The organism is Microbacterium sp. Bi98 (assembly GCF_918698045.1).
Taxonomy (GTDB): Bacteria; Actinomycetota; Actinomycetes; order Actinomycetales; family Microbacteriaceae; genus Microbacterium.
This window is the reverse complement of the sequence record NZ_CAKKLK010000001.1, coordinates 650447-675183: the sequence shown is the minus strand read 5'-3', so window position 1 is coordinate 675183 and position 24737 is coordinate 650447. Positions and strand designations below refer to the sequence as shown.

24 protein-coding genes and 1 pseudogene are annotated in these 24737 nt (G+C 67.4%); 15 read left to right on the top strand and 10 right to left on the bottom strand.

The window, feature by feature from the left end; translation table 11 throughout:
- Positions 1 to 52: 52 nt before the first annotated feature.
- Genes LQZ85_RS03340 through LQZ85_RS03310 form a run of 7 tightly spaced genes read left to right on the top strand, consistent with a single transcriptional unit; the run spans position 53 to position 6759 of the window.
- Positions 53 to 1084: an amidohydrolase family protein gene (locus tag LQZ85_RS03340; RefSeq protein WP_056279389.1), complete on the top strand. Its 1032-nt coding sequence runs from the start codon at positions 53 to 55 to the stop codon at positions 1082 to 1084.
- Between the two features lie 13 nt (positions 1085 to 1097).
- Positions 1098 to 1790 carry a 4-carboxy-4-hydroxy-2-oxoadipate aldolase/oxaloacetate decarboxylase gene (ligK, locus tag LQZ85_RS03335; protein WP_056279391.1) on the top strand — a complete coding sequence of 231 codons (693 nt, stop codon included), beginning with the start codon at positions 1098 to 1100 and terminating at the stop codon, positions 1788 to 1790.
- Between the two features lie 2 nt (positions 1791 to 1792).
- Positions 1793 to 2743 (top strand): amidohydrolase family protein, encoded by a 951-nt coding sequence (locus LQZ85_RS03330; protein WP_230100460.1) that lies wholly within the window; start codon positions 1793 to 1795, stop codon positions 2741 to 2743.
- Between the two features lie 2 nt (positions 2744 to 2745).
- Entirely contained in the window at positions 2746 to 4119 is a 1374-nt protein-coding gene (locus tag LQZ85_RS03325; RefSeq protein WP_230100459.1) for a protocatechuate 4,5-dioxygenase subunit alpha/beta, read from the top strand.
- Positions 4116 to 5069, top strand: coding sequence for a Gfo/Idh/MocA family oxidoreductase (locus LQZ85_RS03320; protein WP_056279395.1), 954 nt, complete (start codon positions 4116 to 4118; stop codon positions 5067 to 5069). The genes LQZ85_RS03325 and LQZ85_RS03320 overlap by 4 nt, the downstream gene beginning before the upstream one ends.
- On the top strand, positions 5066 to 6040 hold the full coding sequence (locus LQZ85_RS03315) for an aldo/keto reductase (protein ID WP_230100458.1): 975 nt from the start codon (positions 5066 to 5068) through the stop codon (positions 6038 to 6040). Before LQZ85_RS03320 ends, LQZ85_RS03315 begins: the two co-directional genes overlap by 4 nt.
- Positions 6037 to 6759, top strand: a complete 723-nt coding sequence (locus LQZ85_RS03310; RefSeq protein WP_230100457.1) for a substrate-binding domain-containing protein — start codon at positions 6037 to 6039, stop codon at positions 6757 to 6759. The genes LQZ85_RS03315 and LQZ85_RS03310 overlap by 4 nt, the downstream gene beginning before the upstream one ends.
- A 230-nt stretch (positions 6760 to 6989) precedes the next feature.
- Here the strand turns inward: LQZ85_RS03310 and LQZ85_RS03305 are convergent, their stop codons facing one another.
- The 3 genes and pseudogenes from LQZ85_RS03305 to LQZ85_RS03295 form a co-directional block, all read right to left on the bottom strand.
- A complete protein-coding gene (locus LQZ85_RS03305; protein WP_230100456.1) occupies positions 6990 to 8018 on the bottom strand; it encodes an agmatine deiminase family protein in 1029 nt (342 codons plus the stop codon).
- A 60-nt stretch (positions 8019 to 8078) separates the two neighbouring features.
- Positions 8079 to 10961 carry an aminotransferase gene (locus LQZ85_RS03300; protein ID WP_230100455.1) on the bottom strand — a complete coding sequence of 961 codons (2883 nt, stop codon included), beginning with the start codon at positions 10959 to 10961 and terminating at the stop codon, positions 8079 to 8081.
- Between the two features lie 419 nt (positions 10962 to 11380).
- Positions 11381 to 13054: pseudogene (locus LQZ85_RS03295) on the bottom strand (amidase); the annotation flags it as partial.
- A 157-nt stretch (positions 13055 to 13211) separates the two neighbouring features.
- Here LQZ85_RS03295 and LQZ85_RS03290 point away from each other — a divergent pair.
- The gene (locus tag LQZ85_RS03290) at positions 13212 to 13829 is read left to right on the top strand and encodes a TetR/AcrR family transcriptional regulator C-terminal domain-containing protein (protein ID WP_056279405.1); all 618 of its coding nucleotides are present in this window, start codon (positions 13212 to 13214) and stop codon (positions 13827 to 13829) included.
- Positions 13830 to 13897: 68 nt separating this feature from the next.
- Here the strand turns inward: LQZ85_RS03290 and LQZ85_RS03285 are convergent, their stop codons facing one another.
- The gene (locus LQZ85_RS03285) at positions 13898 to 14080 is read right to left on the bottom strand and encodes a hypothetical protein (protein WP_056279407.1); all 183 of its coding nucleotides are present in this window, start codon (positions 14078 to 14080) and stop codon (positions 13898 to 13900) included.
- Positions 14081 to 14904: 824 nt separating this feature from the next.
- Between LQZ85_RS03285 and LQZ85_RS03280 the strand changes: the two genes are divergently transcribed.
- Both LQZ85_RS03280 and LQZ85_RS03275 read left to right on the top strand, forming a co-directional pair.
- Entirely contained in the window at positions 14905 to 15285 is a 381-nt protein-coding gene (locus tag LQZ85_RS03280) for a cupin domain-containing protein (RefSeq protein ID WP_056279408.1), read from the top strand.
- A 419-nt stretch (positions 15286 to 15704) separates the two neighbouring features.
- The gene (locus LQZ85_RS03275) at positions 15705 to 16073 is read left to right on the top strand and encodes a hypothetical protein (RefSeq protein WP_157538255.1); all 369 of its coding nucleotides are present in this window, start codon (positions 15705 to 15707) and stop codon (positions 16071 to 16073) included.
- A gap of 253 nt (positions 16074 to 16326) precedes the next feature.
- On the opposite strand, the gene LQZ85_RS03270 is transcribed toward LQZ85_RS03275, so the two are convergent.
- On the bottom strand, positions 16327 to 16614 hold the full coding sequence (locus LQZ85_RS03270; protein ID WP_056279417.1) for a hypothetical protein: 288 nt from the start codon (positions 16612 to 16614) through the stop codon (positions 16327 to 16329).
- A 114-nt stretch (positions 16615 to 16728) separates the two neighbouring features.
- Positions 16729 to 17067, bottom strand: coding sequence for a hypothetical protein (locus LQZ85_RS03265; protein ID WP_056279420.1), 339 nt, complete (start codon positions 17065 to 17067; stop codon positions 16729 to 16731).
- A 176-nt stretch (positions 17068 to 17243) separates the two neighbouring features.
- Between LQZ85_RS03265 and LQZ85_RS03260 the strand changes: the two genes are divergently transcribed.
- Complete coding sequence (locus LQZ85_RS03260; protein ID WP_056279422.1) at positions 17244 to 17555, top strand: hypothetical protein; 312 nt, start codon at positions 17244 to 17246, stop codon at positions 17553 to 17555.
- Between the two features lie 67 nt (positions 17556 to 17622).
- The gene (locus LQZ85_RS03255; RefSeq protein WP_056279425.1) at positions 17623 to 18144 is read left to right on the top strand and encodes an ankyrin repeat domain-containing protein; all 522 of its coding nucleotides are present in this window, start codon (positions 17623 to 17625) and stop codon (positions 18142 to 18144) included.
- Positions 18145 to 18395: 251 nt separating this feature from the next.
- On the opposite strand, the gene LQZ85_RS03250 is transcribed toward LQZ85_RS03255, so the two are convergent.
- Positions 18396 to 19043, bottom strand: a complete 648-nt coding sequence (locus LQZ85_RS03250; protein WP_056279427.1) for a response regulator transcription factor — start codon at positions 19041 to 19043, stop codon at positions 18396 to 18398.
- Positions 19040 to 20554, bottom strand: a complete 1515-nt coding sequence (locus LQZ85_RS03245; protein ID WP_230100454.1) for a GAF domain-containing protein — start codon at positions 20552 to 20554, stop codon at positions 19040 to 19042. Before LQZ85_RS03245 ends, LQZ85_RS03250 begins: the two co-directional genes overlap by 4 nt.
- A 145-nt stretch (positions 20555 to 20699) precedes the next feature.
- On the opposite strand from LQZ85_RS03245, the gene LQZ85_RS03240 reads away from it, so the two are divergent.
- From LQZ85_RS03240 to LQZ85_RS03230, 3 genes are all read left to right on the top strand, one after another.
- Positions 20700 to 21467 (top strand): universal stress protein, encoded by a 768-nt coding sequence (locus LQZ85_RS03240; RefSeq protein WP_082586648.1) that lies wholly within the window; start codon positions 20700 to 20702, stop codon positions 21465 to 21467.
- Positions 21468 to 21609: 142 nt separating this feature from the next.
- The gene (locus tag LQZ85_RS03235) at positions 21610 to 22224 is read left to right on the top strand and encodes a hypothetical protein (protein WP_056279434.1); all 615 of its coding nucleotides are present in this window, start codon (positions 21610 to 21612) and stop codon (positions 22222 to 22224) included.
- Positions 22225 to 22261: 37 nt separating this feature from the next.
- Positions 22262 to 23569 carry a signal peptidase I gene (locus tag LQZ85_RS03230; protein WP_082586649.1) on the top strand — a complete coding sequence of 436 codons (1308 nt, stop codon included), beginning with the start codon at positions 22262 to 22264 and terminating at the stop codon, positions 23567 to 23569.
- A gap of 147 nt (positions 23570 to 23716) precedes the next feature.
- Here LQZ85_RS03230 and LQZ85_RS03225 read toward each other — a convergent pair whose 3' ends face one another.
- Positions 23717 to 24370, bottom strand: coding sequence for a hypothetical protein (locus tag LQZ85_RS03225; RefSeq protein ID WP_056279440.1), 654 nt, complete (start codon positions 24368 to 24370; stop codon positions 23717 to 23719).
- A 28-nt stretch (positions 24371 to 24398) separates the two neighbouring features.
- On the bottom strand, positions 24399 to 24686 hold the full coding sequence (locus LQZ85_RS03220) for a hypothetical protein (protein WP_157538259.1): 288 nt from the start codon (positions 24684 to 24686) through the stop codon (positions 24399 to 24401).
- Between the last annotated feature and the right edge of the window lie 51 nt (positions 24687 to 24737).

Below are 24737 nucleotides of genomic sequence, written 5' to 3'. Positions count from 1 at the left end.
CCCCGACTTAGAGTCGTGCTCGACAGCATCCGAGTGACAAGGACGACACGCGTTGATCATCGACATCCATGGCCACTACACCACGGCGCCCGCGCAACTGGGTGCCTGGCGTGATCTCCAGATCGCCTTCGCGGAGGGGAACGGCGACGCGCCGGATCCGGCGTCTCTCCGCATCAGCGACGACGACATCCGCGAGACGATCGAGGCGAATCAGCTCCGGTTGATGAAAGAGCGCGGCAGCGACATCACCGTCTTCAGCCCCCGCGCCTCTTTCATGGCCCACCACATCGGCGACTATGCCGTCAGCGAGACCTGGGCCCGCATCTGCAACGACCTCGTCGCGCGGGTCGGCGAGCTGTTCCCCGACCGCTTTCTCACCGGCGCCATGCTGCCGCAGACGCCTGGTGCCGACCCGTCGACGACGGTGGCCGAACTCACCCGAGCGGTGGAAGAGCTCGGCGCCGTGACAGTAAACCTCAACCCTGACCCGTCGGGCGGCCGCTGGTCCGCCCCCGCGCTGACCGATCGCTCCTGGTACCCGATCTACGAGAAGCTCGTCGAGTACGAGATCCCGGCGATGGTGCACGTGAGCACGACCTGCCGCCCCGACGTATTCCACACCACGGGCGACCACTATCTGGGTGCAGACACTACGGCGTTCATGCAGCTGCTGAAGGGCGACCTGTTCGCCGACTTCCCCGACCTGAAACTCGTCATCCCGCACGGAGGCGGCGCTGTGCCGTACCACTGGGGTCGGTTCCGCGGTCTCGCGATGGCGCTCGGCAAGCCTGAGCTCGAGGAGCACTTGCTGCGCAACGTCTTCTTCGACACGTGCGTCTATCATCAGCCGGGCATCGACCTGCTGACCGACGTCATCCCGACCGACAACATCCTGTTCGCCAGCGAGATGATCGGCGCAGTCCGCGACATCGACCCGCGCACGGGTCACCATTTCGACGACACGAAACGCTATGTCGACGCCACTCGGCATCTGTCGGATGCCGCGCGCGCCCAGGTGTTCGAGGGCAACGCCCGTCGCGTCTACCCGCGGCTCGACCGCGCCCTGACCGCCCGCGGGCTCTGAGAAGGATCACACCATGCGACTGAACGATCTTGGCATCGTCCGCACGAACATCCAGCGTCCCGACCCGGACGACGTGGCCCGCCTGTCGCAGTTCGGGGTCGCCACGATCCACGAGGCTATGGGGCGCGTCGGCCTCATGCGTCCCTACATCCGTCCCGCTTACACCGGGGCGCGACTGTGCGGCCCGGCGGTGACGGTGCTGCTGCAGCCCGGCGACAACTGGATGTTCCACGTCGCGGCCGAGCAGGTCCAGGCCGGCGATGTGATCGTCGCCGGCTGCACGACCGAGAGCGAGGACGGCTTCTTCGGAGAACTGCTCGCCACCTCTCTCACCGCGCGCGGCTGCAAGGGACTCGTGATCGACGGCGGTGTCCGTGACGTGGCCGACCTCGAGAGGATGGGCTTCCCGGTCTTCTCCCGCGCCATCAGCTCCAAGGGGACCGTGAAGGCCACGCTCGGCTCGGTGAACGTGCCGGTCGTCGCCGCGAACGCGCTCGTCAACCCGGGAGATGTCGTCGTCGCCGACGTCGACGGAGTGGTCGTCGTGCCGCGCGAACTCGTCGGCGCCGTGGCGGATGCCAGCCGCACGCGCGAGGACGCCGAGGAGTCGAAGCGGCAGAAGTTCCGCGAGGGCGTGCTGGGCCTCGATCTCTACGGCATGCGCGAGCCGCTCGCCGCGGCCGGCCTGGAATACGTGGAGGACTGACGATGGCGCACGGCGACACCACCGGTGGATTCACCAAGACCGACGGCTGGCTGGACTGGTACGACGGCCCGACCACGCCGACCTTCCGGCTGCCGACGGGCGCGGTCGACGCGCACTGCCACGTCTTCGGACCCGGTGCCGAGTTCCCCTACGCGCCTGAGCGCAAGTACACGCCCTGCGATGCATCGGCGGATCAGCTTTTCGCCCTGCGCGACCACCTCGGCTTCGACCGCAACGTGATCGTGCAGGCGACGTGCCATGGTGCCGACAACAGCGCGCTCGTCGACGCGCTCCGCCGCAGCGAAGGTCGCGCAAGGGGCGTCGCGACCGTCCGCAGAGATGTCACCGACGAGGAACTCTCCGAGCTGCACGCCGCGGGCGTGCGCGGTGTGCGCTTCAACTTCGTGAAGCGGCTGGTCGACCGGGTGCCCACCGATTCGCTCGACGACATCGTCGCCAGGATCGCGCCGCTCGGATGGCACGTCGTGATCTATTTCGAGGCCGACGACCTTCCGGAGCTCTACGACTTCTTCTCCCGCATCCCGACCGGCGTCGTCGTCGACCACATGGGCCGACCCGACGTGGCGAAGGATCCGGAGGGCCCGGAGTTCGCTCTCTTCCTGCGATTCCTGCGGGAGAACCCGAACGTGTGGACCAAGGTCTCCTGCCCCGAGCGGCTCAGCGCGACCGGCCCGCGCGCGCTCGACGGCGAGCAGCACGCCTACACCGACGTCGTGCCGTTCGCCCGCCGTGTGGTCGAGGAGTTCCCCGACCGCGTGCTGTGGGGCACGGACTGGCCCCATCCCAACCTCAAGGACCACATGCCCGACGACGGGCTGCTGGTCGACTACATCCCGCAGATCGCGACGACGCCGGCCCTGCAGCAGAAGCTGCTCGTCGACAATCCGCGCCGCCTCTACTGGGCGGACTCAGACACCACCGAAGGAGAATGACGATGTCACTCGACAAGCCGTACAGAGACATTCCCGGCACCACCATCTACGACGCCGACCAGGCTCGCAAGGGGTACCACCTCAACCAGTTCGCGATGTCGCTGATGACACCCGAGAATCGTGAGCGCTTCCTCGCCGACGAGGCGGCCTACCTCGACGAATGGCCGCTGAATCCGGTGCAGCGGCAGGCCGTGCTCGACATGGACCTCAACGCCATGATCGGCGAGGGCGGCAACATTTACTTCCTGGCCAAGATCGGGGCGACGCACGGTCTGAGCTTCCAGCAGATGGCCGGCTCCATGACCGGCATGTCCGAGGCGGCCTATCGCGACATGATGATCGGCGGCGGTCGCAACCCCCAGGGGGCACGACTCAAGGATCTCGACGGCTGGACGCCGCCGAGCACCGAGAAGGCGACGACGATGCGTCCGGATGCTCCGGCGAAGTTCACGTCGGCCGTGTTCACCTCGCACGTTCCGGCGATCGGCGCGGCGATGGATCTCGGCAAGACCGAGGAGCCGTACTGGAAGAAGGTGTTCGACGGGTACGAGTGGACCCGCCGTTGGGCGAAGGAGAACACTCCGGACGTCGTCATCCTCGTGTACAACGACCACGCGACGGCGTTCGATGCCTCGATCATCCCGACGTTCGTGCTCGGCACCGGAGCCCACTACCCGGTCGCCGATGAGGGATACGGTCCGCGCCCGGTGCCGGACGTGAAGGGCTATCCCGAGTTCGCGGCCCACCTCGCGCAGTCGATCATCCAGGACGACTTCGACCTCACCCTGGTCAACGAGATGGTCGTCGACCACGGTCTCACGGTGCCGCTGTCGCTCGTCTACGGCGAGCTCGGCACGGACGAGAAGTGGCCCGTCAAGGTCATCCCGCTCGCCGTCAACGTCGTGCAGTACCCGGTGCCGTCCGGTCGCCGCTGCTACGAGCTCGGCAAGGCGCTGCGCCGCGCGATCGACAAGTGGGACGGTCCTGAGCTGAACGTGCAGATCTGGGGCACCGGCGGCATGAGCCATCAGCTGCAGGGTCCGCGCGCCGGGCTCATCAACAAGGAATGGGACAACGCCTTCCTCGATCACCTGATCGCCGACCCGCTGGGCCTCACTGGATGGCAGCACATGGAGTACGTCGATGAGGCGGGCTCTGAGGGCATCGAGCTCGTCGACTGGCTGATCGCCCGTGGTGCCATGGACGACCAGTTCGGCGGGGGAGCCCCCGAGGTCGACCACCGGTTCTACCATGTGCCGGCATCCAACACCGCGGTCGGCCACCTGGTGGTCAGCAACGAGGTCGCGCCGCACCTCGCGGCATCCGCACCGGCGAACGCATCGGCGGATCAGGAACTCGAAGAGGCGACGGCATGAGCGATCGCACCCGTGTCGCCGTCGTCGGCGCCGCCGGCGCCTTCGGGATGAAGCACCTCGACGGTCTGGCGCACATCGAGGACGCGGAGGTGACCGTGGTCAGTGCCACCTCGCAGGAGAAGGCCGATGCCGTGGCCGCTCAGTACGGCGTGGCGAACGCCCTCGTCGGGTTCGAGGCGGTGCTCGAACGGGACGACGTCGACGCGGTGATCCTCGCTACCCCCACCGGACTGCACGCGGGGCAGACCCAGGCGGTCCTCGCCGCGGGGAAGCATGTGCAGGTCGAGATCCCGCTCGCCGACTCGGTGGCGGATGCCGAGGCGACACTGGCGGCCGCCGAGGCATCCGACCGCATCGCGATGGTCGGACACACCCGGCGATTCAATCCCTCGCATCAGCTGGTGCACGAGCGGATCACGGCCGGGGAGTTCGCCGTGCAGCAGATGGATGTCCAGACCTACTTCTTCCGCCGGTCGAACACGAACGCCAAGGGCGAGGCGAGGTCGTGGACCGACCACCTGCTGTGGCATCACGCCGCCCACACCGTCGATCTGTTCGCCTACCAGGCGGGCAGGATCGTGCAGGCGAATGCGATCCAGGGGCCGATCCACCCTGAGCTCGGCATCGCGATGGACATGTCGATCCAGCTGAAGAGCGAGAGCGGCGCCATCTGCACGCTGTCGCTCTCGTTCAACAACGAGGGCCCGTTCGGCACCTTCTTCCGCTACATCGGCGACACCGGCACGTACGTCGCGCGGTACGACGACCTCTTCGACGGCAAGGAGGAGCAGATCGACGTGTCGCAGGTCGCCGTGAGCATGAACGGCATCGAGTTGCAGGACCGCGAGTTCATCAGCGCGATCCGCGACGGTCGCGAGCCGAACTCGTCGATCCGGCAGGTCATCGACTGCTATCGCGTGCTCGGCCGGCTGGAGGAGCAGCTCTCGTGACGCTGCCGCGCATCGGACTCGGCTGCATGTCGCTGAGCCACGCGTACGGTGTGCCGCCCTCTGAGGAGGACGGCCTGCGTCTGCTGCGGACCGCGCTCGACGAGGGCGTGCGGATGCTGGACACCGCCACGCTCTACGGCGGCGGTCGCAACGAGGAGCTCGTCGGTCGCGCGATCACCGGGCGACGCGACGAGGTGATGCTGGCCAGCAAGGGCGGGATGTCCCTGGTCGACGGTGTCAAGAGGATCGATGGGCGCCCGGCGACTCTGCGATCACAGGTCGACGCCTCGCTGAAGCGTCTCGGCACCGATCACATCGACCTCTACTACTTGCACCGGTGGGACAAGACGGTGCCCATCGGCGACAGTGTCGGCGCGCTGGCCGAGATGGCGGATGCCGGGAAGGTCGGGGCCATCGGCCTGTCCGAGGTCTCGGTGGCACGGCTCCGCGAGGCGCAGGACGTCACGCCCATCGCGGCCGTTCAGAATGAGTATTCGCTGTGGAGCCGCAACCCCGAGCTGGGGATGCTGCAGGCGACGGCGGTGCTGGGCATCGCGCTCGTGGCGTTCTCGCCGCTGGCGCGCGGTTTCCTCGGCGACTCGATTCAGGATCCCGACCGGCTCGCTCCCCGTGACATCCGTCGCACGCTGCCGAGGTTCCAGGGCGAGCACTGGACTGCCAACGCCGCGCTGCTCCCGTCGTGGCGCGCCCTCGCGGCAGAGGCCGGATGCACGCCGGCTCAGCTCGCGCTGGCGTGGGTGCTCGCGCGAGGCTCGCACGTCGTGCCCATTCCCGGGACGACGAGCACCGCGCACCTGCGCGACGATCTCGCGGCGGCGGAACTCGCTGTCGACACCGGGCTGCTGCGGCGGGCGGGCGAGCTGATCGACACAGCATCCGTCTCCGGCCCCCGATACAGCACGGCGCAGGCGACCGAGGTCGACGCGGAGTCGTTCGAGAGTGTCGCATGAAGGCCCTCTCGTCGATGGCCACCAGAGCATTGCTCGCCGACCTCGCCACGGCCGCGGCCGAGGCCGGCCTGCCGCGCGCCGAGATCGAGTCGGTGGGTGGGGTCGACGCGGCACGCCGGGTGGCGGCGGGGGAGCAGCTGGAGCTCGTCTTCCTGGCATCCGGAGCGCTGCAGGAACTCGCCGACCACGGACACGTCACCGCGTCTTCGGTGACGCCGCTCGTGCTGTCGCGCACCGCGATCGCAGTCCGTTCCGAGGGAAGCCGCGAGGCCAGCGCACCCGCCGTCCACGCCTTCGATGATGCGGCGGGCGTGCGTGCCGCCCTGCGGAATGCCGGGCGCATCGGCTACTCCACCGGGCCAAGCGGCACGGCGATACTGCGGCAGATCGACGACTGGGGCATGGCCGGGGAACTGCGTGGTCGACTCGTGCAGGCCCGGCCCGGGATGCCGGTCGCCCGTCTCGTGGCCGACGGCGAGGTCGACGTCGGCTTCCAGCAGCTCAGCGAGATGGTCGGACAGGAGGGCATCCGGATACTGGGGGCGCTCCCGCCGGACTGTGCCATCGACACGGTCTTCGCCGGGGCCGTCGCGACTACATCGACCGACCCCGCGGCATCGCGCGCGGCGCTCTCGTTCTTCGCCTCCGACGCCGTCGCGTCGATCAAAGACGAGCACAGTTTCGTCCACCCGCCGCGACCGTCCCGCAAGTCTAGGTAAACGCGCTTCGGGGCTGCGACAAGTTAACTCGGGGCGTGATCCTGGTCCGCGACTGCGGCCAGAGCGGAAGAGAACCGCGAGTGGCACGCAGAAGGCACGAGCAGGCAGCAGGATGCCAGAAACCGTATAGTCCGCACTTCCCAGCGGGTTGACCGCGGCTACGGCGAACAGGACGGCCGCCAGTGCCAGCCCGGCATCGTCGCCGGGTTGATTGCGAGGGGACGCGATGCTCAGTCCGCGGCGGGCAGAGTGGGCTGCTGCTGGGTGATGCAGTGGATGCCGCCGCCACGGTCGAAGAGCGGACGGGCATCGACCGTGGTGACCGCGCGGCCTGGGTAGGACTCGCTCAGGATGGCGCGGGCCCGCGCATCGGCCACATCGTCGCCGAAGCCGCACGCGATCACGCCGCCGTTGACGACGAGGTGGTTCACGTAACTCCAGTCGACGAAGCCGTGGTCATCGCGCAGCGTCGACGGTGCCGGCAGTGCGGTGATCTCAACCGCGCGTCCGAGTGCGGCGAACTGCGACTCGAGTTCACCGCGCAGGACGTTCATCACCTGCGCGTCCGGATGCGAGGCGTCGAGTTGGTCGTGCAGCAGCACCCGATCCGGAGCGGTGAACGTGGCCACGATGTCGACATGCCCGTTCGTGCCGAGGTCGTCATAGTCGCGGGTCAGCCCCTGCGAGAGCCAGATCGCCTGATCGGCGCCGATCGTGCGGGCCATCTCCGCCTCGACGCGCGCGCGGTCGGCGAGCGGGTTGCGGCGCGGATCGAGCTGAACCGTCTCCGTCAGAAGCACGGTCCCGGCGCCATCGACGTGCAGTCCGCCACCCTCGGCGACCAGGAGGGACGAGATGACCTCCGCGCCGATCGCCTCGCTGACGGTGCGGGCGATCTGCGCGGACTTCTGCCACTCGGCCCACGCCGGGGCTCCCCAGCCGTTGAAGATCCAGTCGACCGCCCCGAGCACGTCGGGCCGGTCGTCGTCGACCACGAAGGTGGGGCCCATGTCGCGCATCCAGAACTCGTCGACCGGTGCCTCGAGGATCTCGATCGAGGAATCGAGCATGCGCCGTGCACGGGCGATCTCGGTGGGATCGACCACCATCGTCACGGGCTCGAACTCGATGATGGCGTGGGCGACGGCCGTCCAGGCCGCGTAGCCCTCTTCGCGCGCCGCGGCGGTGTCGCCGAGCGTGAAGCCCTGGCGAGGGAAGGCCATCCAGGTGCGGGTGTGCTCTGCGGTCTCTGCCGGCATGCGCCACATGGTCGTTCCTATCTCGGGGGATGTCTGTCGGGAGTGCGAAGCGAGGGGAGGTCACCAGCCGGTCGCGAGGACGTGCGCGACGGCATCGGCGAAGTAGTCGACCGACTCGCGGGTGACGCACAGCGGCGGCTTGATCTTGAAGACATTGAGATGATCGCCGGTCGGCTGCATGATCACCCCTCGTTCCCGCAGTCGGTCGCAGATCGCGGCCGTGTCGCGGGTCGCCGGCTCGAGGGTCTCGCGGTCGAGGACGAATTCGAGTCCCAGGTAGAGTCCCGATCCGTGGACGGCGCCGATGATCGGGTGCTCGGAGGCGAGCGCCTCGAGGCGCGAGCGCAGGTGAGCGCCGACCTGTCGTGCGTTCTCCTGCAGGTTCTCGTCGCGGATGATGTCGAGCACTGTCAGGCCTACCACGGACGACAACGGAGAGCCGCCGGTGGAGGAGAAGAAGTAGCCCTGTGTGCGATAGCGGTCGGCGATCTCTCGACGGGTGATGACTGCGCCGAGGGGCTGACCGGCGCCGATGGACTTCGCGACAGCGACGATGTCGGGAACGCCATCCTGCTGCTGGAAGCCCCAGAACCACTCTCCGAGTCGCCCGAAACCCACCTGCACCTCGTCGGCGATGGCAATCCCGCCCTGACGGCGGACCGCGGCGTACACGTCGCGCAGATAGCCGTCGGGCAGAGCTACGCCTCCGGCGTTGCCGAAGTACGACTCGCAGATGAAACCGGCGGCGGGCATCCCGGAATCTGCGAGCCCTTCGATGACCTGCACCGCCTCGGGGGCGTAGTTCACCGCGTCGGCGCCGCGGTGTGTGCCGCGATACGGGTTGGCAGCCGCGACGGTGTGCACCCATTCCGGGCGCGAGCCGACGGCTGCGGGGTTGTCGGCCACCGAGGTGGAGACCGCATCGCTGGCGAAGGTCCACCCGTGGTACGCCTCGCGCATGGCGACCATATCCCGTCGGCCGGTCGAGGCCTGGGCGAGGCGGATGGCGAGGTCGACCGCTTCGGAGCCCGAGTTCACGAAGAACACGGTGTCGAGCTCATCCGGCAGGGTCGCGGCGATCCGTTCGGCGTACTCGGTGATCGCCCGGTAGTGGAATCGGGAGTTGGTGTTGAGCAGACGCAGCTGCCGGTGCGCGGCCTCGGCGATGCGGGGGTGGGCGTGGCCCACCGACGCGATGTTGTTGACCATGTCGAGGTACACGCGGCCGTCGATGTCGATGAGGTACTCGCGCCATGCCCGCTCGATCTGGGGCGGGTGCGTGTAGTAGTGCTCCTGGACCTCGGCGAGCACGGCCTCGCGGCGGCCGAGCATGTCCTCGCCGTCCGCGTCGGCTGCGGCCGGGGGAGTGAGGCCGAACGCCGCGGCAGGGTCGCCGAGTACGGTTCTCCACCCCGCCGCCATCTCGGCAGTGACGCGCTCCGGTGCCGCCACGACATCGGCCCCCTGCCGCTGCACGAAGAGGCGCGTGCGAGCGGGAAGGACCCGGTCGTCGCCGGAGGAGGGAAGTCCGGAGATCGTGAGGGTCTCGCCGCCGTCGGACACGGCGATCGTGCCCGGTCGGATCGTCGTCGTGTCGTCGATCCGGGAGATCGGCGTCGGCTGCGCGAGCCAGACGGTGACGCCGGTGGGGATCGTCGCCGGCGCTTCCGGGGTGCGCGCGGGCGCCTCGGTGAGCACGGGCCGCCACGCCGGAAGGAACACCGCGTCGGCCCCGTCGTCCAGTGATGCGAGCGCCGCGTCGTCGAGAGCGCCCTGCGCCGACCAGCGTCCCTCGTCGTTCAGGGGCGAGGTCGTCCCGGCGTCGAGCGCGGTCACCCGATCGAACGTGGCGAGCGGGGCGCCGGTCCAGACCTCGTCGGGCGCATCCCGGCGGCCCAGCGAATCCCGGATCACGGCGTTCATCACTCGTGACGGCACCGATGCCGCGACCTCGAGAATGAGCATCTCGCGCTCCAGCGCATCGCCCGCATAGGAGTTCGCGTCGTCGAGGCGCACCTGCTGACGACCGCTGAGGGCGAGCACGGCGCCTCGCAGCACGACGAGAGGCCACAGCGCGGTGAGCTCGTTCGCGTCGAGCGGGCGGAGCTCATGGAACGCCCGGATCGCGGGGAGGGTCGTGGCGAGGGTCGCACCGTCGTGGTGCAGCAGCGACGACACGGTCGTCGCGATCTCGCCTACGCGCCAAGAGCTGACCACGTCGCCGAAGTCGATCACGGCATCCGGCAGCGGATCCTCCATCCGGTGCAGCACATTGTCGTCGGTGATGTCGAAGTGCCCGGCCTGCGTCGGTAGCGACTGTTCCACCGGTCGGAGCGTGCGCAGCGCGTCATCCGCAGCGGCGCGGACGAATTCCCGCACGGCGGTGTCCGGTTCAAGAGGGAGGAGCGTGTCGATGACGCGACCGGCGTGGCGGAGATCCCACTGCAGCACCCGCCCGCTCGCGACATGTTCGAAGTCGGCCAGTGCGAGACTGACCCGCGCCGACAGCTCGCCCATGCGGTGGACCACGGCGGGGGAGAGGTAGCGCGACCCCATCAGCGTGCGACCAGACAGATTCTCGATCACCCGGGCGTGGATCCGCCCCTGCGATGTGTTCCACCAGGACGACAGGGGGCCTCGGGGCCCCAGGACCACGCGAGGCACGCGGAGTCCGGGGTCACGGTCGCCGACGGTCGCGGCCGCCGCGTCCTGCATCTCGATCTCGGGCTCGCTGAAGACCGGGTTGCTCAGCTTGAGGACGCCGAGAGGCACGGACGAGTCGCGCGGGAAGACACGGAAGTTCTGGTCCTGCTGGCTGCCGAGCGATGTCAGATCCACCTCGATGCCGAAGGTGCCGGCGAAGAGACGCCGGACCTCGGCGTCGTCGAGGGTCGGCGAGGGCAGTTCGACGTGCTCGAAATAGTCGAAGAACTCGTGCGACATGGTCTCTCTTCTCGCTTCTCTGCGACGGCCGGGTCGGGCGCCCGCGACGTCGGCTATGTCAGGTGTCAGAACGGGGTGGCGGTCGTCGTGGCGGTGTGGCCTGCCGTGGCGCCGTCGGCGTTACGGACGATGACGACGACGAGCGGGCCGTACCCGGGACGCCACTCGCTGTGCCGCGGTTCGTAGGCGTCTGCGGGCACGAACAGCTCGCCTGTGATCCGTTCGCCGTCCGTCGTCGTCGGCACCGGGATGCCGTCGACCGAGGCGGCGCACTCGTCGAGGGTCCCGCCGGTGACGGTCGCCGTGAAGCGGACGAGCCCGTCTCCGCCCGGAGTCGCGTCGAGGGTCACGGTGTCGATCTGCACCGCTATCGAGCCGTCGGCCGTCGGGACCGCGGTGCGGAACAGGGCCTCGTTGGCCAGTGCCGGTGTGCGCACCGGCGCCGCTCGGCGCACGCGCAGCGCCTCGACCGCCGAGGCGATCTGCAGCAGTCGCACGTCATCATGACCGCGGCCGGCGATTGTCGCCCCCACCGGCATCCGAGTGTCGGACATGATGCCCATGGGCACCGTGAAGGTCGGGATCCCCAGATGGCGCGGCACCAGATTGCCGTTCGACACCCAGACACCGTTACGCCAGGCGATGTCCGCGGAACGCGGATTCACATCGGCATCAGCGGGGCCGACATCGGCCGCGGTGGGGAAGATCACCGCGTCGAGGTTCTCGGCATCCATCCACTCCTCGAGGTCCACACGGCGGGCGTGCTCCAGGCCGCGCAGCCCGGCCTCCAGGCCCGGGATTCGCCTCCAGTCGGGCTCGCGCTCCGCGGCCACCGCCACATAGTCGCCGATGTCGTAGGCGATGTCGAAGGGAAGGATGCCGTAGCGGTCCTGCAGGGCTTCGCGCGGGTGGGGGAAGATCTGAGAGGCCTGTGCGTCAGCGAGCCGCTCCAGGGCGGGGTCGCCGTTCTGGCGCAGGAAAGTGTCCATCGCCCAGATCGCGAGCGCCCCGACCTCGTCCTGCAGGAACTGGGGGGTGACGAACCCGCGCTCGACGAGGTCGCGGTCCTGTGCGTGCAGCTTCTCGTAATTGTCGACCGCGGGAAACGCCGTCTCGACGACCTCGGCGCCGGCGGATTCGAGATCGTCTCGCAGGTGAGCCCACAGGGCCATCACGCTCTCGCGAGTCTCGATGGGAAAAGACGAGGCGCCGTCGCCGTTGATGTAGATCCGAGGAACTGCGAAGCGGAGGCCGGCGAGGGAAAGGTCGTCGAGTTCGGCGAAGGACTCGGGACGCAGCGCGGACGGCTGGGGAAGGGGGATCCACGGCTGCGTGCGCCAGAGGTCGCCGTGCGCGTCGGCGTCATCGGCGACGACCGCGTCCAACACGATCTTCATGTCGGCCACCGTGCGGGTGTGCGGCACGACGACGTCCATCGTGGGGACGAGCGGCCAGTTGCCGCGCACCGAGATCACACCACGCGACGGGGTGTAGGCGACGAGGGCGTTGTTCGACGCGGGCGCTCGGCCCGACGACCACGTCTCCTCGCCGAGACCGAAGGCCGCGAGGCTCGCCGCGGTCGCCGTGCCCGAGCCGTTGGAGGACCCGGACCCGAACGCCGAAGTGAGGTAGTCGCCGTTGTACGGGGACTCCGCCCGACCGTAGACCCCGCGCTGCATCCCGCCCGCCGCCATCGGAGGCATGTTCGTCAGGCCGAGTAAAACCGCCCCGGCCACGCGCAGGCGGGCGACGGCGAAGGCGTCCTCCGAGGCGACGAGGTCGGCGAAGGCGGGGGATCCGGAGGCGACGGTGAGCCCCGAGACGGCAAAGCTGTCCTTCGCAGTGAACGGGATCCCGTCGAGCACGCCCCGGGACTCGCCCCGGGCCCGCCGAATGTCGGACTCCCGAGCTTCGTCGAACGCGGCGGGGTTCAGGACAGGAACCGAATTCAGACGGATGCCCGAGCGGTCGTAGAAGGCGATGCGGTTGAGGTAGCGGGCAACGAGCTCGACGCTCGATACGATCCCGGTCTCGAGGGCGGCGTGCAGCTGCGCGATGTCGGCTTCGACGACAGTGAATGTCGAGTGGTCCATGATTCTCTCTCCGCTGGCGCCGTGAGCGCTCTCTGCACCGCCGGACAGGCGTGGCGAGATAAAACATACAGCGTTTGTTTCTTAAGCACCAGACTTTTCACGGCGTAGGCTGGGGCGGCCGAAGGAGACTCTCATCGCACGACCGTCGAAGCCACTGTTGAACCGCGACCTCATCGCTCGCACCGCCCTCGAGCTCATCGATCAGGAGGGTGTAAAGGGTGCGAGCATCCGTCGGGTGGCGGCCAAGTTGGGCGTCAATCCCGCCTCGTTGTACAACCACGTACCCGATCGGGCAGCCATGATCGAAGACGTGCGAGCTCTCGTCTCAGCGCTGATCGACTCCCGGCCGCTTAGGGAAAGCCCCTGGGAGCAGGGCCTCTGGGCCTGGGCGAACTCGTACCGGCGCGCGTTCGCGCATCACTCACGGACGATCCCACTGCTCATGACGACGAAGGCTTCGGCCCCGGTCCTGTTGGCGGAATACGAGGACTTCGTGGCGGCCGCCGAGCGGGCGGGCTGGGGGAGCGGAGATGTGCTCCCGCTGCTCACCGCCTTCGAGTCCTTCATCCTCGGCAGCGTCCTCGACATGTCGGGACCCCCGGTGGTCTTCGATCCGACCGGACAGGAGGAGGAGTTCCCGCGCTTTGCGGCTGCCTTCGCTACGCTGGAGCGCGAGGATCCCGGTGATCCCGTCGCCACGCGTGCCTTTGAGATGGGCCTGCGCATGCTGATCGCTTCTGCCCGCCCCGACGCTCGCGCAACACCGGGGCTCTAACGCGCCGTCGCGTTCGCCTCGCGCCATTCGGGCTATTCAACAGACGGTGTTGGTGAAGATCATGCGTGTCAGCGACGCCGCAGATTTCGCCGGATCAGCTGCACCGCTATCTCGGCGATTAGCACCGAGAACGCGATGTTCGACCAGAGCGGTGTGATCGCCGTCGTGGTGAATAGGCCGAGCGGCGATGCGAGGCACGCGGCGACTTCCACGAACAGTCCGCCGCGCAGGTCGACGTTCTTGCGGCGCATGTGCCCAGCGTGGCCGAGAGCGACCCCGGGATCATCATGAAGACGAGGTCCCCTTTTGCGATCAGGTCGTTGGCGCCGAAGAAGAACATAACTGCCGGGACCACGCCGCCGCCGCCGGCGCCCAGCACTTCCGAAAGGATGCCGGTGACGATGGTGGCCGGACCGTGCGGATCATGTGCACGTTGAGGAACTCGAGCGGTACAAGCCGGCGATGCGCGGCCACGTGGAGTACCTCGCGTCTCTCAACGAACACAGCGACATTGACTCGCAGATCTCGGACCGGAAACCGAGGCACCGCGGCCGAACGAGAAGTGGATCGTTTAGCTGGTCGATGACATGCTCGAGACGCCTGCCGAGTAGACCGCTCAGTCGGTTGCGCCCGAGCTGCCTATGATGACTTCGACGAGCGAACACGTGACGATAACCGTTCGGCGGATTGTGGAAGTAGACCCGACCAAGCATCTTGAAGCTGTCAGATGACGCCGGGGCGTGTTCGTCTGACTCAGAGCGGCTCCGGCGTGCATTGGGGTCACTCCGGGGTGCCTCGCTTCAGTGCTTCCCCCTTGAGCGGGGTGTGCCGCAGCCGCTTCGGTCAGGATCGCAACTGCGCCGCACTGCTCAGGGTGCCTGAGGACTAGCGATCATAGACCCCTGAGTTGAAGGCGTTCGCGCCGATAGTCGGGATAACTGGTCTTATCGTGGCCAATGGGCCAGACGTTGAAGTGAGATGAGGCTGAGTAGGTGAGCGACGTTTGAGCAGTGGTGGAGTGGGATCGCGAGGGTGCGAGCGTCTGCAAAGTAGATGCGTCTGGGAGGATCGAAGAATGCCCGAACCAGTCGAGGTCACCACCGCTGATCACTACGTGTGGGGCGAGGTCTCCGATGGGTGGCGACTGCTCGACAACCCAGGACTGTCAGTGATCGAGGAGCGAGTGCCGGCCGGCGCCGGTGAAGAGTGGCACGTGCACGACACGGCGACGCAGTTCTTCTACGTGCTCGAGGGCACAGCTCAGATGCAGACCGTCGACGGTACTGTCGACCTCGCGGCCAGACAGGGCGTGGAGCTCCCGCCCGGGCTTGCGCACCGATTCTTCAACCCTGGAGACACGGAGACGCGGTTCCTCGTGATCAGCACGCCGAACACTCGTGGAGACCGACGCGCTCTCGACGTCGCCGCTGAGGTCACCGCGTCGCTGGAGTCGTAGCCCTCTTGCGGAAAAAGATCCGATCGACGATCCTGAACCTGCCAGATGGCGCCGGGGGGCGATCATCTGGCCGGAGTGGCTCTGGCGGGCATCGGCGTCACTTGGGACGCCTCGCATCAGCGCTTCCTCCCTCGCGCGAGGCGTCCCGCACCGGGCCGGCTTTGGGTTGCGCGCCTGGTGCGACAGTGGCTGTTCGTCGTACCCTCGACGCATGGTGGGATCGATCGATCAGCGGAGCCTTCGGTTCCATCGCGCGATGCTCGGCATCAGCGCCGTCCTGTTCGGATATATGATCGGGCTCCTCACATGGACCGTCCAACTCGGCACCGACAACTCCCCACTCCAATGGATTGTTTATGGGTTGCTCGTCTTCGGCTCTGCAGCGCTGCTCAGGTTTCAGGTCGGGCAGGCTCGGCGACGTGGCGGTGGTCGCGAGTGGGGCACAGGGCCGAACCGACATCTCAATGCCGCTGACGACGGGAGCGCCGATGCCTCCCAATGATGGCGATGCTCAGAGTGAAGACGAGCTGAGAGGCCAGTTGCTCCGGATCGAGGAAGAGCACGCTGCGCTTCTCTCGTCGACGATCGGCATGGTGAGTGTGGGGAACGGCGAGCTCGCGGAGCGGGCCAATGAGCTCGAGCGCAAAGCTGACGTGATCCGCGCTCGACTCGGCGAGCCGACCCGCCATCCACCGGAGCCGCCGCGTCGTCGCGTGATTCTGGGATGGGTCACTCTGTGCGCGGCAGTAGTGGCGATCATCGCGCTCGTGCTGCTCTTGCCTCACTGAGTGCGCCGGACGTGAGGGTCTCCGTGCTCTTATGATCGGCGCATGGAACGGAATCCTTTGTTGCCGTCTATCCCGGACCTGCTGCTGATAGGCGGAATCGTCTTGGCCGTGCTGGTGGTCGTTGGTGTGGGGCTGGCCGTGTGGCTGGTGAGGCGATCTCGGTCACGTCCGGGGCCGCGGCCCTCCGATCCGGACGGCAGCTGAGACCGGTTCGCCTCGAGGACTGATTCGTCCCGTTCGGCGGGTGGGGCGATCACAGCTCCCAGTCGGTCATGTCCGTGGAGAGCGTGGGCTCGAACGCTGGAGTGTCTCCGGTGCCGTTCGTTTCGCGCGGCGACACGATGATGAGGACCTTGGATTGAGGGCTTACCAGAACGCTCACCATGCTTTCGCCGTCCTGCAGTTGAACGAAGGACGGACCGGTGGTGGCGGCAGCTTCTATACGGCCGATGAGGTCGGCGAGATCGTGTTCCGGTTGCAACCGGAACGACCATCCGTCGATCGTGACCTGTGTCTTCGTCTCCACTCGCGTCTCGGTCATCCCGCGAGGGTAGCTCCAGCCCGGCGGCTCATGCGTAGGGGCTTGCATCCGACGACGACGAGTTGTAACGATCGACCGACTGAGGCAGTCGCTGTGGCACCCTCTGTGGGCCGATCAGGCTTGAGCGGGAACCGCTATGCGATCAGTGGACGTGTTCTCGGCCGGTTCGGGAACGAGGTAGAGACCGCTCGGTGAGTTCGCCGTGAAGGCGAGAGCGTCGACCCATTCGCGGTTGATCGCGGGCTGGCGGCTGCCGAAGTACTTGAACACGAGGGAGCTGCCCCCGTGCACCCACACGGTCACTCGGCCACCGCCGACGCTGGTGTCTTCGCGCCAGGTGAAGGGGAACGGCTCACCGCGGCGCAGCTTCGCGGTGATGACCAGTTGGAGATGCGTCAGCGCACGGTCTTCGATCTCGGTCTTGACGCCGTTCTCGTAGATGAACTTGCCCATCGGGTGCTTTCTGCTCTGCCACGAGATCCTCGAACGAGGCGCGGCTGACGATGTCCGCATCGTGGTTGACCCAATTCTGACATGCGTCCATCAATCATGATCTTGCGTGTGACCGTGAATATCCGCCGGAGTCTTCAGCCGTTGAGCTGCGTGCTCTCCCGGATAGGGTTCAATGCATGGGATACATCCAATACGGCGGTGGAAACGAGATCCACATCGAGGATCGCGCGCTCGCTCATCTCAAGGTCGTCATAGCTACGAAGCTGCGGCGCAACGAGAGTTTCACCCTGTCGTGGCGTCACCCCGAGGGTGACCCGGAAGGCCGCTCGACGATCTGGCTGCATCCGTCTATTCCGCTGCGGTTCACATTCGACGACGCGGAAGCACCTCAGCTCAATGCGCAGTGGATCGAGCAGCTCATGCACTCTGCGAGCTCCACCGGGGGCATTAGTCTCACCGACGAGGTACTCGAGACTCCGGGCGAGTAGACCACCGCCCTCAATTTTCGCGCTGAGGGCGGTGCGACGGAGTTGCGAGCCAGATAGGAGACAAGTCATGCCCAGCGCTCACGGATTGGCGAAGATGGGTTCCTACGAGGACTTTGTCGCTCTCTACGACGGGGACGCTCACGTTGTCAGCTCTTCGGGCCTGACCCTTCTGCATCGTGCGCTCGGAAACCGCCACCTCGACGCCCGACTGGCGATCTCGAGTCGGCTGCTCGACGATGGGGCGGATGCGGGAGCAGTCGTCGCTCCGGAGGGTTACTCGACGCTGCACATCCTTTTCTCTCAGACCTCTCATGATTTCGTTGCCGAGGTGCCGCTTGTGGAGCGTCTCCTGGAGGGCGGGGCGGACGTGAACGCCAATGCTGCGCGGTGGGGCACGCCGCTGCAGACGCTCGCGGTGGCGCTGAAGTACTCCGACGAGGAGCTTGCGCCGTTCTACGAGGTCCTTTTCGCGCGCGACGATCTCGATCTCCTCGCCCCCGGACGTGACGGCCTCAGCACGCTCGAAACCAGCCGCCGGCTCGACGATCACCGTACGGACCTGAGTTCACGGATGGAGCAGTACCTCTGAGCGACAACCGCCGCGGGGTGTGCGCCGAGTCTCGGCCCCTCGTGTCGCCGAGGCCCGGTCGGGCGGATGCCCTGCCAGCGTGGCTGGCGACCTGTCGAAAACAGTGCGCCCGCCGCGGGCCTGGTGCGGATCCCGAGTTGGCCCTGCTGCATTCATCGGCCTCATGATGCGCTACGTGTCCAAAGAACTTCGGACACCGCGGGCCAGGTGTGGGATGAACGCTGTCTTGACAGAGCAATGTGAACGAAGAGTCAGGGCTTGAGGGGTGATGTGGCGTAGACCGCGGCCTGAGTGCGGCGTTCCATGCCCAGCTTGGCGAGGAGGCTGGAGACGTAGTTCTTCACCGTTTTCTCGGCGAGACCGAGGCGATCACCGATCTGGCGGTTGGTCAGGCCGTCGCCGATGCATGTTAGTACCTGCCGTTCACGCAGAGTGAGGTCCGTTGCGGGGAACCTGTTGTCAGCGTTCGGCTGCGCGGGCGCCGCGGTCATCGCCTGTACGACGCGGTCGGCGACGTGGCGGGATACCAGTGATTCGCCTCGGGCGGTGCGCCGGATCGCATCCGCGAGGTTGTGCCCGCGGATGTTCTTGAGTTCGTACCCGGACGCACCAGCCAACACTGCGGCCACACTGGCGTCGTCGTCGTCGTGGGCGGTGAGCATGAGGCAGCGGATCCGGGGCTGGGCCGAACGGATGGCGCGGCAGAGCTGGACTCCGTCGCCGTCCGGAAGACGCAGATCCAAAACCACGACGTCGGGCGATGTCGCGGGGATGCGCGCGAGCGCTTCTCGGACGGTGCCCGCTTCGCCGACGACGCTGAGGTCGGGCTGCACGTCGATGAGAGCCGCGACGCCGTGCCGAACGATCTCGTGGTCGTCGACGAGGAACACGCGAGTCATACCCTGCTCCTCTCCGCTACGAGGCGTGCCCACCAGACGACCCGCGTTCCTTCTTCTGCCGCGGAGAAGATGGTGAAGTCGCCTCCGCGCCGTCGAGCACGGTCTGCGAGATTGCCTGTGCCACTGCGGCGCACGGCATCCGGCGACACCCCGACGCCGTCGTCGGTCACCACCACTTCCACCGAGCCCTGATCGACGCTGACCATCACCGTCGTCACGTCGGAACAGGCGTGCCGGGCGACGTTTGCGAGGCATTCCCGGACGACGGCGATGACGTCGTCTCCCACTGTGCCGGTCAGCATCAGGTCGACCGGGCCGCGGAAGGTGAGCTGCGGGCTCACGCGCAGCGAATCGCTCATCTCGCTCACGACGTCGAGGATGCGGTGCCGCACCGACCCGGTGGATGCGCGCCGGCGGGAGGTCAGCGCGAACACCGCGGTGCGGATTTCGTCGATCGCCTCGTCGATGGCGTCGACCTGTTCGATGAGGGCGCCTTCCGCCTGCGGAAAGCGGGCGGCTACCGCCTGCAGCGACAGCCCGGTGCCGAAGAGGCGCTGAATGACGTGGTCGTGCAGATCGCGAGCGATCCGACTGCGCTCCTCGGCCAGCTCCACTCGGTGCCGGTCGCCGCGGGCTCGGATGATTTCGATCGCCAGCCCGACCTGGGTGGCGAACTCGGCGGCCATGTCGACGTCGTCGGCCGTGAACGGAGCGGTCCCGCGGGATCGCGAGAGCGCGAGCGCGCAGATCGACTCGCCGGCGACCACGACGGGCAGCACCATGCTGGGCCCCATCTCGGCTTCCAGAGAGATCAAAGCCGTGCCCGCGGTTGACAGAACCACGCGTCCGCTGCGCAGCGCGCGGTCGACGAGACCGCCGCGACGCTCGTACCGACGTCCCTCGAATCGCTCCGCACCGCTGCCGCGTGCGGTGTGGATGAGCAGCAAGTCAGAGTCCGGGTCGGGAACCACGACGCTGATGACGGCAGCGGCGACCACAGTGCCCACACGAGCGAGGACCACGCCGACGGCGTCGGAGACATCCTCAGACAACAGTGCCGATGACACCTCGGTCAGCGCCGTGCTCCAGCGGAGCTGACGCTGGAGCTCGTCGTAGAGCTGACCGTTCTCCAGCGCCACCGCGGCCGTTCCCGCCAGCGCGACGATCATCTCCTCGTCGTCGGGCGTGAAGGGTCCCCCAGGGCTCCCCGTCAGGTAGAGCGCCCCGTACGCGTCACCGTGGGAGCGAAGGGGAACGGCGAGGAACTCGGGACCGTCGTCCATGGAGATGCCGGCGCGTCGAGGCTCCCGTTCGACCCCCGTGAGCGGCGTCAGATCGGAACTGTCCAAGTCAGCCAGCGGGCCGCGTGAGGCGGAGCCGGCGACGTGTATGACGCGGTCCGCGAGTCCCCGACGATCGAACAGGACGATTGCACCGTCGAGAGCGTCGAGAAGGGACACCGCGGCGTCGACCGTTCGTCGCAGAACAACATCGACGTCCAACGACTCCATGACGGCGCGATGTGCCTCGAGCAGTCTTTGCAGACGAATCTCCGACACTGTTCCTCACCCCCTCGTGTAGCAGGACCATACCGGAGGGACGGTGGGACCTTCGACCCTGTTGACAACGGCACCTGAACGCGAGAGTGAAGAGATCATGAGCAGAGCGAAGTCCCGGGCCCGCCGAATCGTGGGGGTCGATGGGACCGCCACGGCCGAGACCGCGCTGCGGTGGGCTGCACGCCGCAGCACGGACGACGGCGCGCCACTCCTTCTCGCACACGTCGGTCCCTCTCTGGGCAAGTCGGACGTATCCGTCCTGGAAGACGCGCGGGCGATCATCGACGCCGAGCATGCCGGCCTCGCGGCCGAGCCGCTGCATCTTGAAGGCCCCGTCTGGAAGGCGCTCAGCGAGATCGCGGAGCCCGATGACGTGATCGTGATCGGCACCGACACTAAAGGCCTCGGGCGCAGCCGGGTGAGCGGTGCGTTGAGTGTTCAGCTGGCCATCACGGCACAGTGCGCCGTCGCGGCGATTCCCGACATAGATCTGAGCTTCCGTCGGGGCGTCGTCGCCGGAATCGGCGCTGCCAACACCGCTCGCCGGGTGGCCGAGGCCGCATATGTCGAAGCGCGTGACCGCGGCGCGCCCCTCACGCTGATCCATGGAGGCTGCCGCGAGCACTGCACCGACGGGCTCGATGCCGCCGAGCGAGCGCTCCTGGCGATCGACCCGACCATCAATATCCGACGACGCATCCTGTCGACGCCGGCCGCCGACGCTCTGCTCGACGCCTCGCTCGACAAGGAGCTCCTCGTCCTCGGCCGGGGATCCCGGAGCGCATCCGGGACCCCGATCGGCGCCGTCACGCACACCGTGCTCCTGAACGCCACCGCGCCCGTGCTGCTTCTGCCGCCGGGCTGAACCCATGGGACTTTAGTCCCTACTGCTCCACCGGTAGCCGTTCTACCGTGAATCATCGAGCATTGCGGTCCGCCGCGCTCCGGCGGCACGTTCGCGTCGCTTCTCCTTCTCCCCAGCCCCACTTCCTTCGAAGGGTTCTCCCATGCCGTCTTCCTCCCGCCGCAACCGTGCCATCGCCGCTCTCGTCATCCCCGTCTCCGTCCTCCTCGCCGGCGGGCTCGTCTGGCAGAGCTCGTACGCCGCCTTCTCCGCTCGCACCGAGAACTCGGGCAACTCCTGGAGCACCGGTCGCGTGACCCTGACCGATGACGACCGGGGCGCAGCAGCCCTCACGGTCGAGAACATGGTCCCGGGCGACCGCGGCGAGAAGTGCGTCGTCGTCACCACGAACTCGAACGTCCCCGGCGAGGTACGCACCTACGTCGAGGACCTCCTCAAGGACCGCGGCCTCGAAAACCACATCCTCATCTCGATGGAGAAGGGCACCGGCGGGTCCTTCAACGACTGCACCGGTTTCACCCCCGACTCGGGTGCAGCTCCCCTCACCGGCACACTCGCGCAGCTCGCCGCCGCCGACACCGACTGGGCGACGGGCGCCAACGGCTGGACGACGACCGGCACGGCCGGCGAGTCCAAGACGTACCGCGCGACCTGGTCGTTCGACACCACCGGCATGACGCAGGCCGAGATCGACGCCCTGCAGGGCGCGCGGGTGGGACTCGACGTGGTCTGGGAGCTCCAGACCACCGATAACTGATCGCCCACTTCACAGGAGCCGGGCCGCGAGGCGAACCATGACCACCACCCTCCCCCCGAAGGACGCCGACGCGTCTGTTCCGGAGCACCCGACTCCTGAACCGTCGTCCGGGCCCTTCGGGAGGGACGGCTGGGCCAGGTTCGCACTACTGCTCGTCTCCCGCGGATACCTCACCGTCATGGCGACACTCGCCATTATCGCCTTGCTGCCGATCCTGCTCGGCTGGCGTCCCATGATCATCCTCAGCGGCTCCATGGAGCCGACGATCTCGGTGGGAGACGTCGTCCTCATCTCCGACGTCCCGACCGGACAGACCTACGGCGACGGGATGGTGGTCGCGTTCGAGACCGTCACCGTCGACGACAAGCCCATCATCAAGATGCACCGCATCGTCGAGACCCGCGAAGACGGGTTCGTCACACAGGGCGACGCCAACGCAGATCGCGACTCGGGCACTCTCACTGAAAGCGAGATCCAGGGCGCCGGCCGGCTGCTCGTCCCCTTCATCGGACTGCCCGTCTACTGGATGGGACGCGACCCGCTCGCTCTGGCGGCATGGATACTCGGCACCCTCGTGGCCATCGGACTCGCACTGCCGACGCCCTCACGCGCACGGCGCTCCGAGCAGGTCGTGATCGCCGCCCTCGCTGCTGCCGCGATCGTCGCCGGAGCGGCATCCCCGTCCGCGCACGCCTATGCCGCGTTCAGCGCGCGCACCACAACCTCGGCGACCTGGGGCGCGGCCGCGCTCCCGCCCATCGCCGTCGGACGCGCCGAGCCTTTCTCGCTCCTGGCCGCCACGTCGGTCTCGGACGGTCTGTTCACCTTCACCGACATCAGCGGCAGCATCGGCACGGCCCCCGGCACCACGATCTCCAACTTCAGCGTGCTGGACCGGTACGGATCACTCGAGCGCAACACGAGCGCCGCACGCGTGGCCATGGCCGATGCGCGCACGCTCGCCACCGCGCTGGAAGCGCGACCCGCGACACCGCGCACCGGAATCCTCACCGGACGCGTGACCCCCGGCACTTACTCGTGGAACGCGCTCAGCACCTCCGGCACCATCACCCTCGACGCCGGGCGAGACCCGAGCGCACGATTCGTCTTTATCGCCAACAGCCTGACCGTCGCAAACAACACGAACGTCGTCCTCGCGAACGGCGCCACGGCCACCAACGTGTACTGGCGCATTCGCGGCGGTGCGACGCTGAATACCAGCACGCTGCGTGGCACGCTGCTCGCGGACGGTGCGATCACGGCCAACACAGCGACCGTCTTCGGACGCCTCATCTCCTTCAACGGATCGATCAGCGCCAACCGGTACACGATCAGCCAACCGTAGAGATCACGTTCGACGATATAGAGATTGCCGCCACCCCGGGGCAGACACTGCTGTTACTCGATGTCAGCTCCCGCACCGCAGCCGAGTCCTCCGCGAGATTAAAAGGAATTCTGGTGACGGTGACGGTCGGCAAGACAGCGATCCCGTCTATCCGAGCGCGATCCATCGCGCTGCAGCACCCTTAAGCACTCCGCGGGACGTTCGAGCCGTGTCGCCCGAAATGACACCTGAACCAGCCTGCTCCTCACCGGTGCCGATCGTGGAACTCTTGAGGTGATCCGGCAGCTTTGCGGTGAGGACAAGGACGACGTCGATGAGTTTCCAGTCCAGCTCTTGGCATCGCTGCTGCGCCGCGCGCAGCTCCGCAAGGGCGGGCATTGCGCAGTCGACGGGGACAATGAACGCTTCGAGGTGGAAGAACTGGCCCTGGTCGCGCACTCGAACCGCCACGTCGCGGACCCACGGCAGTGTGACGAGATAGTCGAGGACGGCGTCGGCTGCGGGGTGCGGTTTGTGATCATCGAACGTGGTGGCGCGGGTGTCCATGAGGTCGGTGATCGCAGCGCGGGTGTTGCGCAGTCCGTCCCAGAGGATGCTGCCGGCGATGAACGTCGCTGCGGCCGAGTCTGCCCACCAGTACCCTAGGCCGATGCCTCCGACGCCGACGATGGAGCCGGCCGCGGTCATCCAGTCGGCTTTGTTCATGTCGGCGTCGGCGTAGAGGACCTTGTTGTGGAGGTCTTTCGCCAGCCGCATCTTGACTCGACCGAAGTAGATCGGAAGCGGGATGGTCAGCGCCATCACGCCCATCATCAACCACCCGGACGCTTCAGGGGCTTCCGCTGAAACGGTGACCCGTCACACGCTCGTACTCGCGCTCCCACAGTCGCACGCGGCGTCCGCAGTAGATGCACCAGCCCGCCATGGCCAACAGCACACCCAAAAAACACCACGCCAGAACGATGGTTGCCGGGGAGTTCTTCTCCGCATACACGACGACCACGGTGCCGATCAGCGCGACGAGCACCAGGATGGCGACGGCTCCGCCGTAAAGTCCGCGGGAGCTGTAAATTACCCTGCCCGTGCGACGGAACGGGAACACGGGAGGAACTGGCATCGTGACTCCACCTTAAGCCACCGCTCCCGGGGATGAGCGAATGTGGGCACC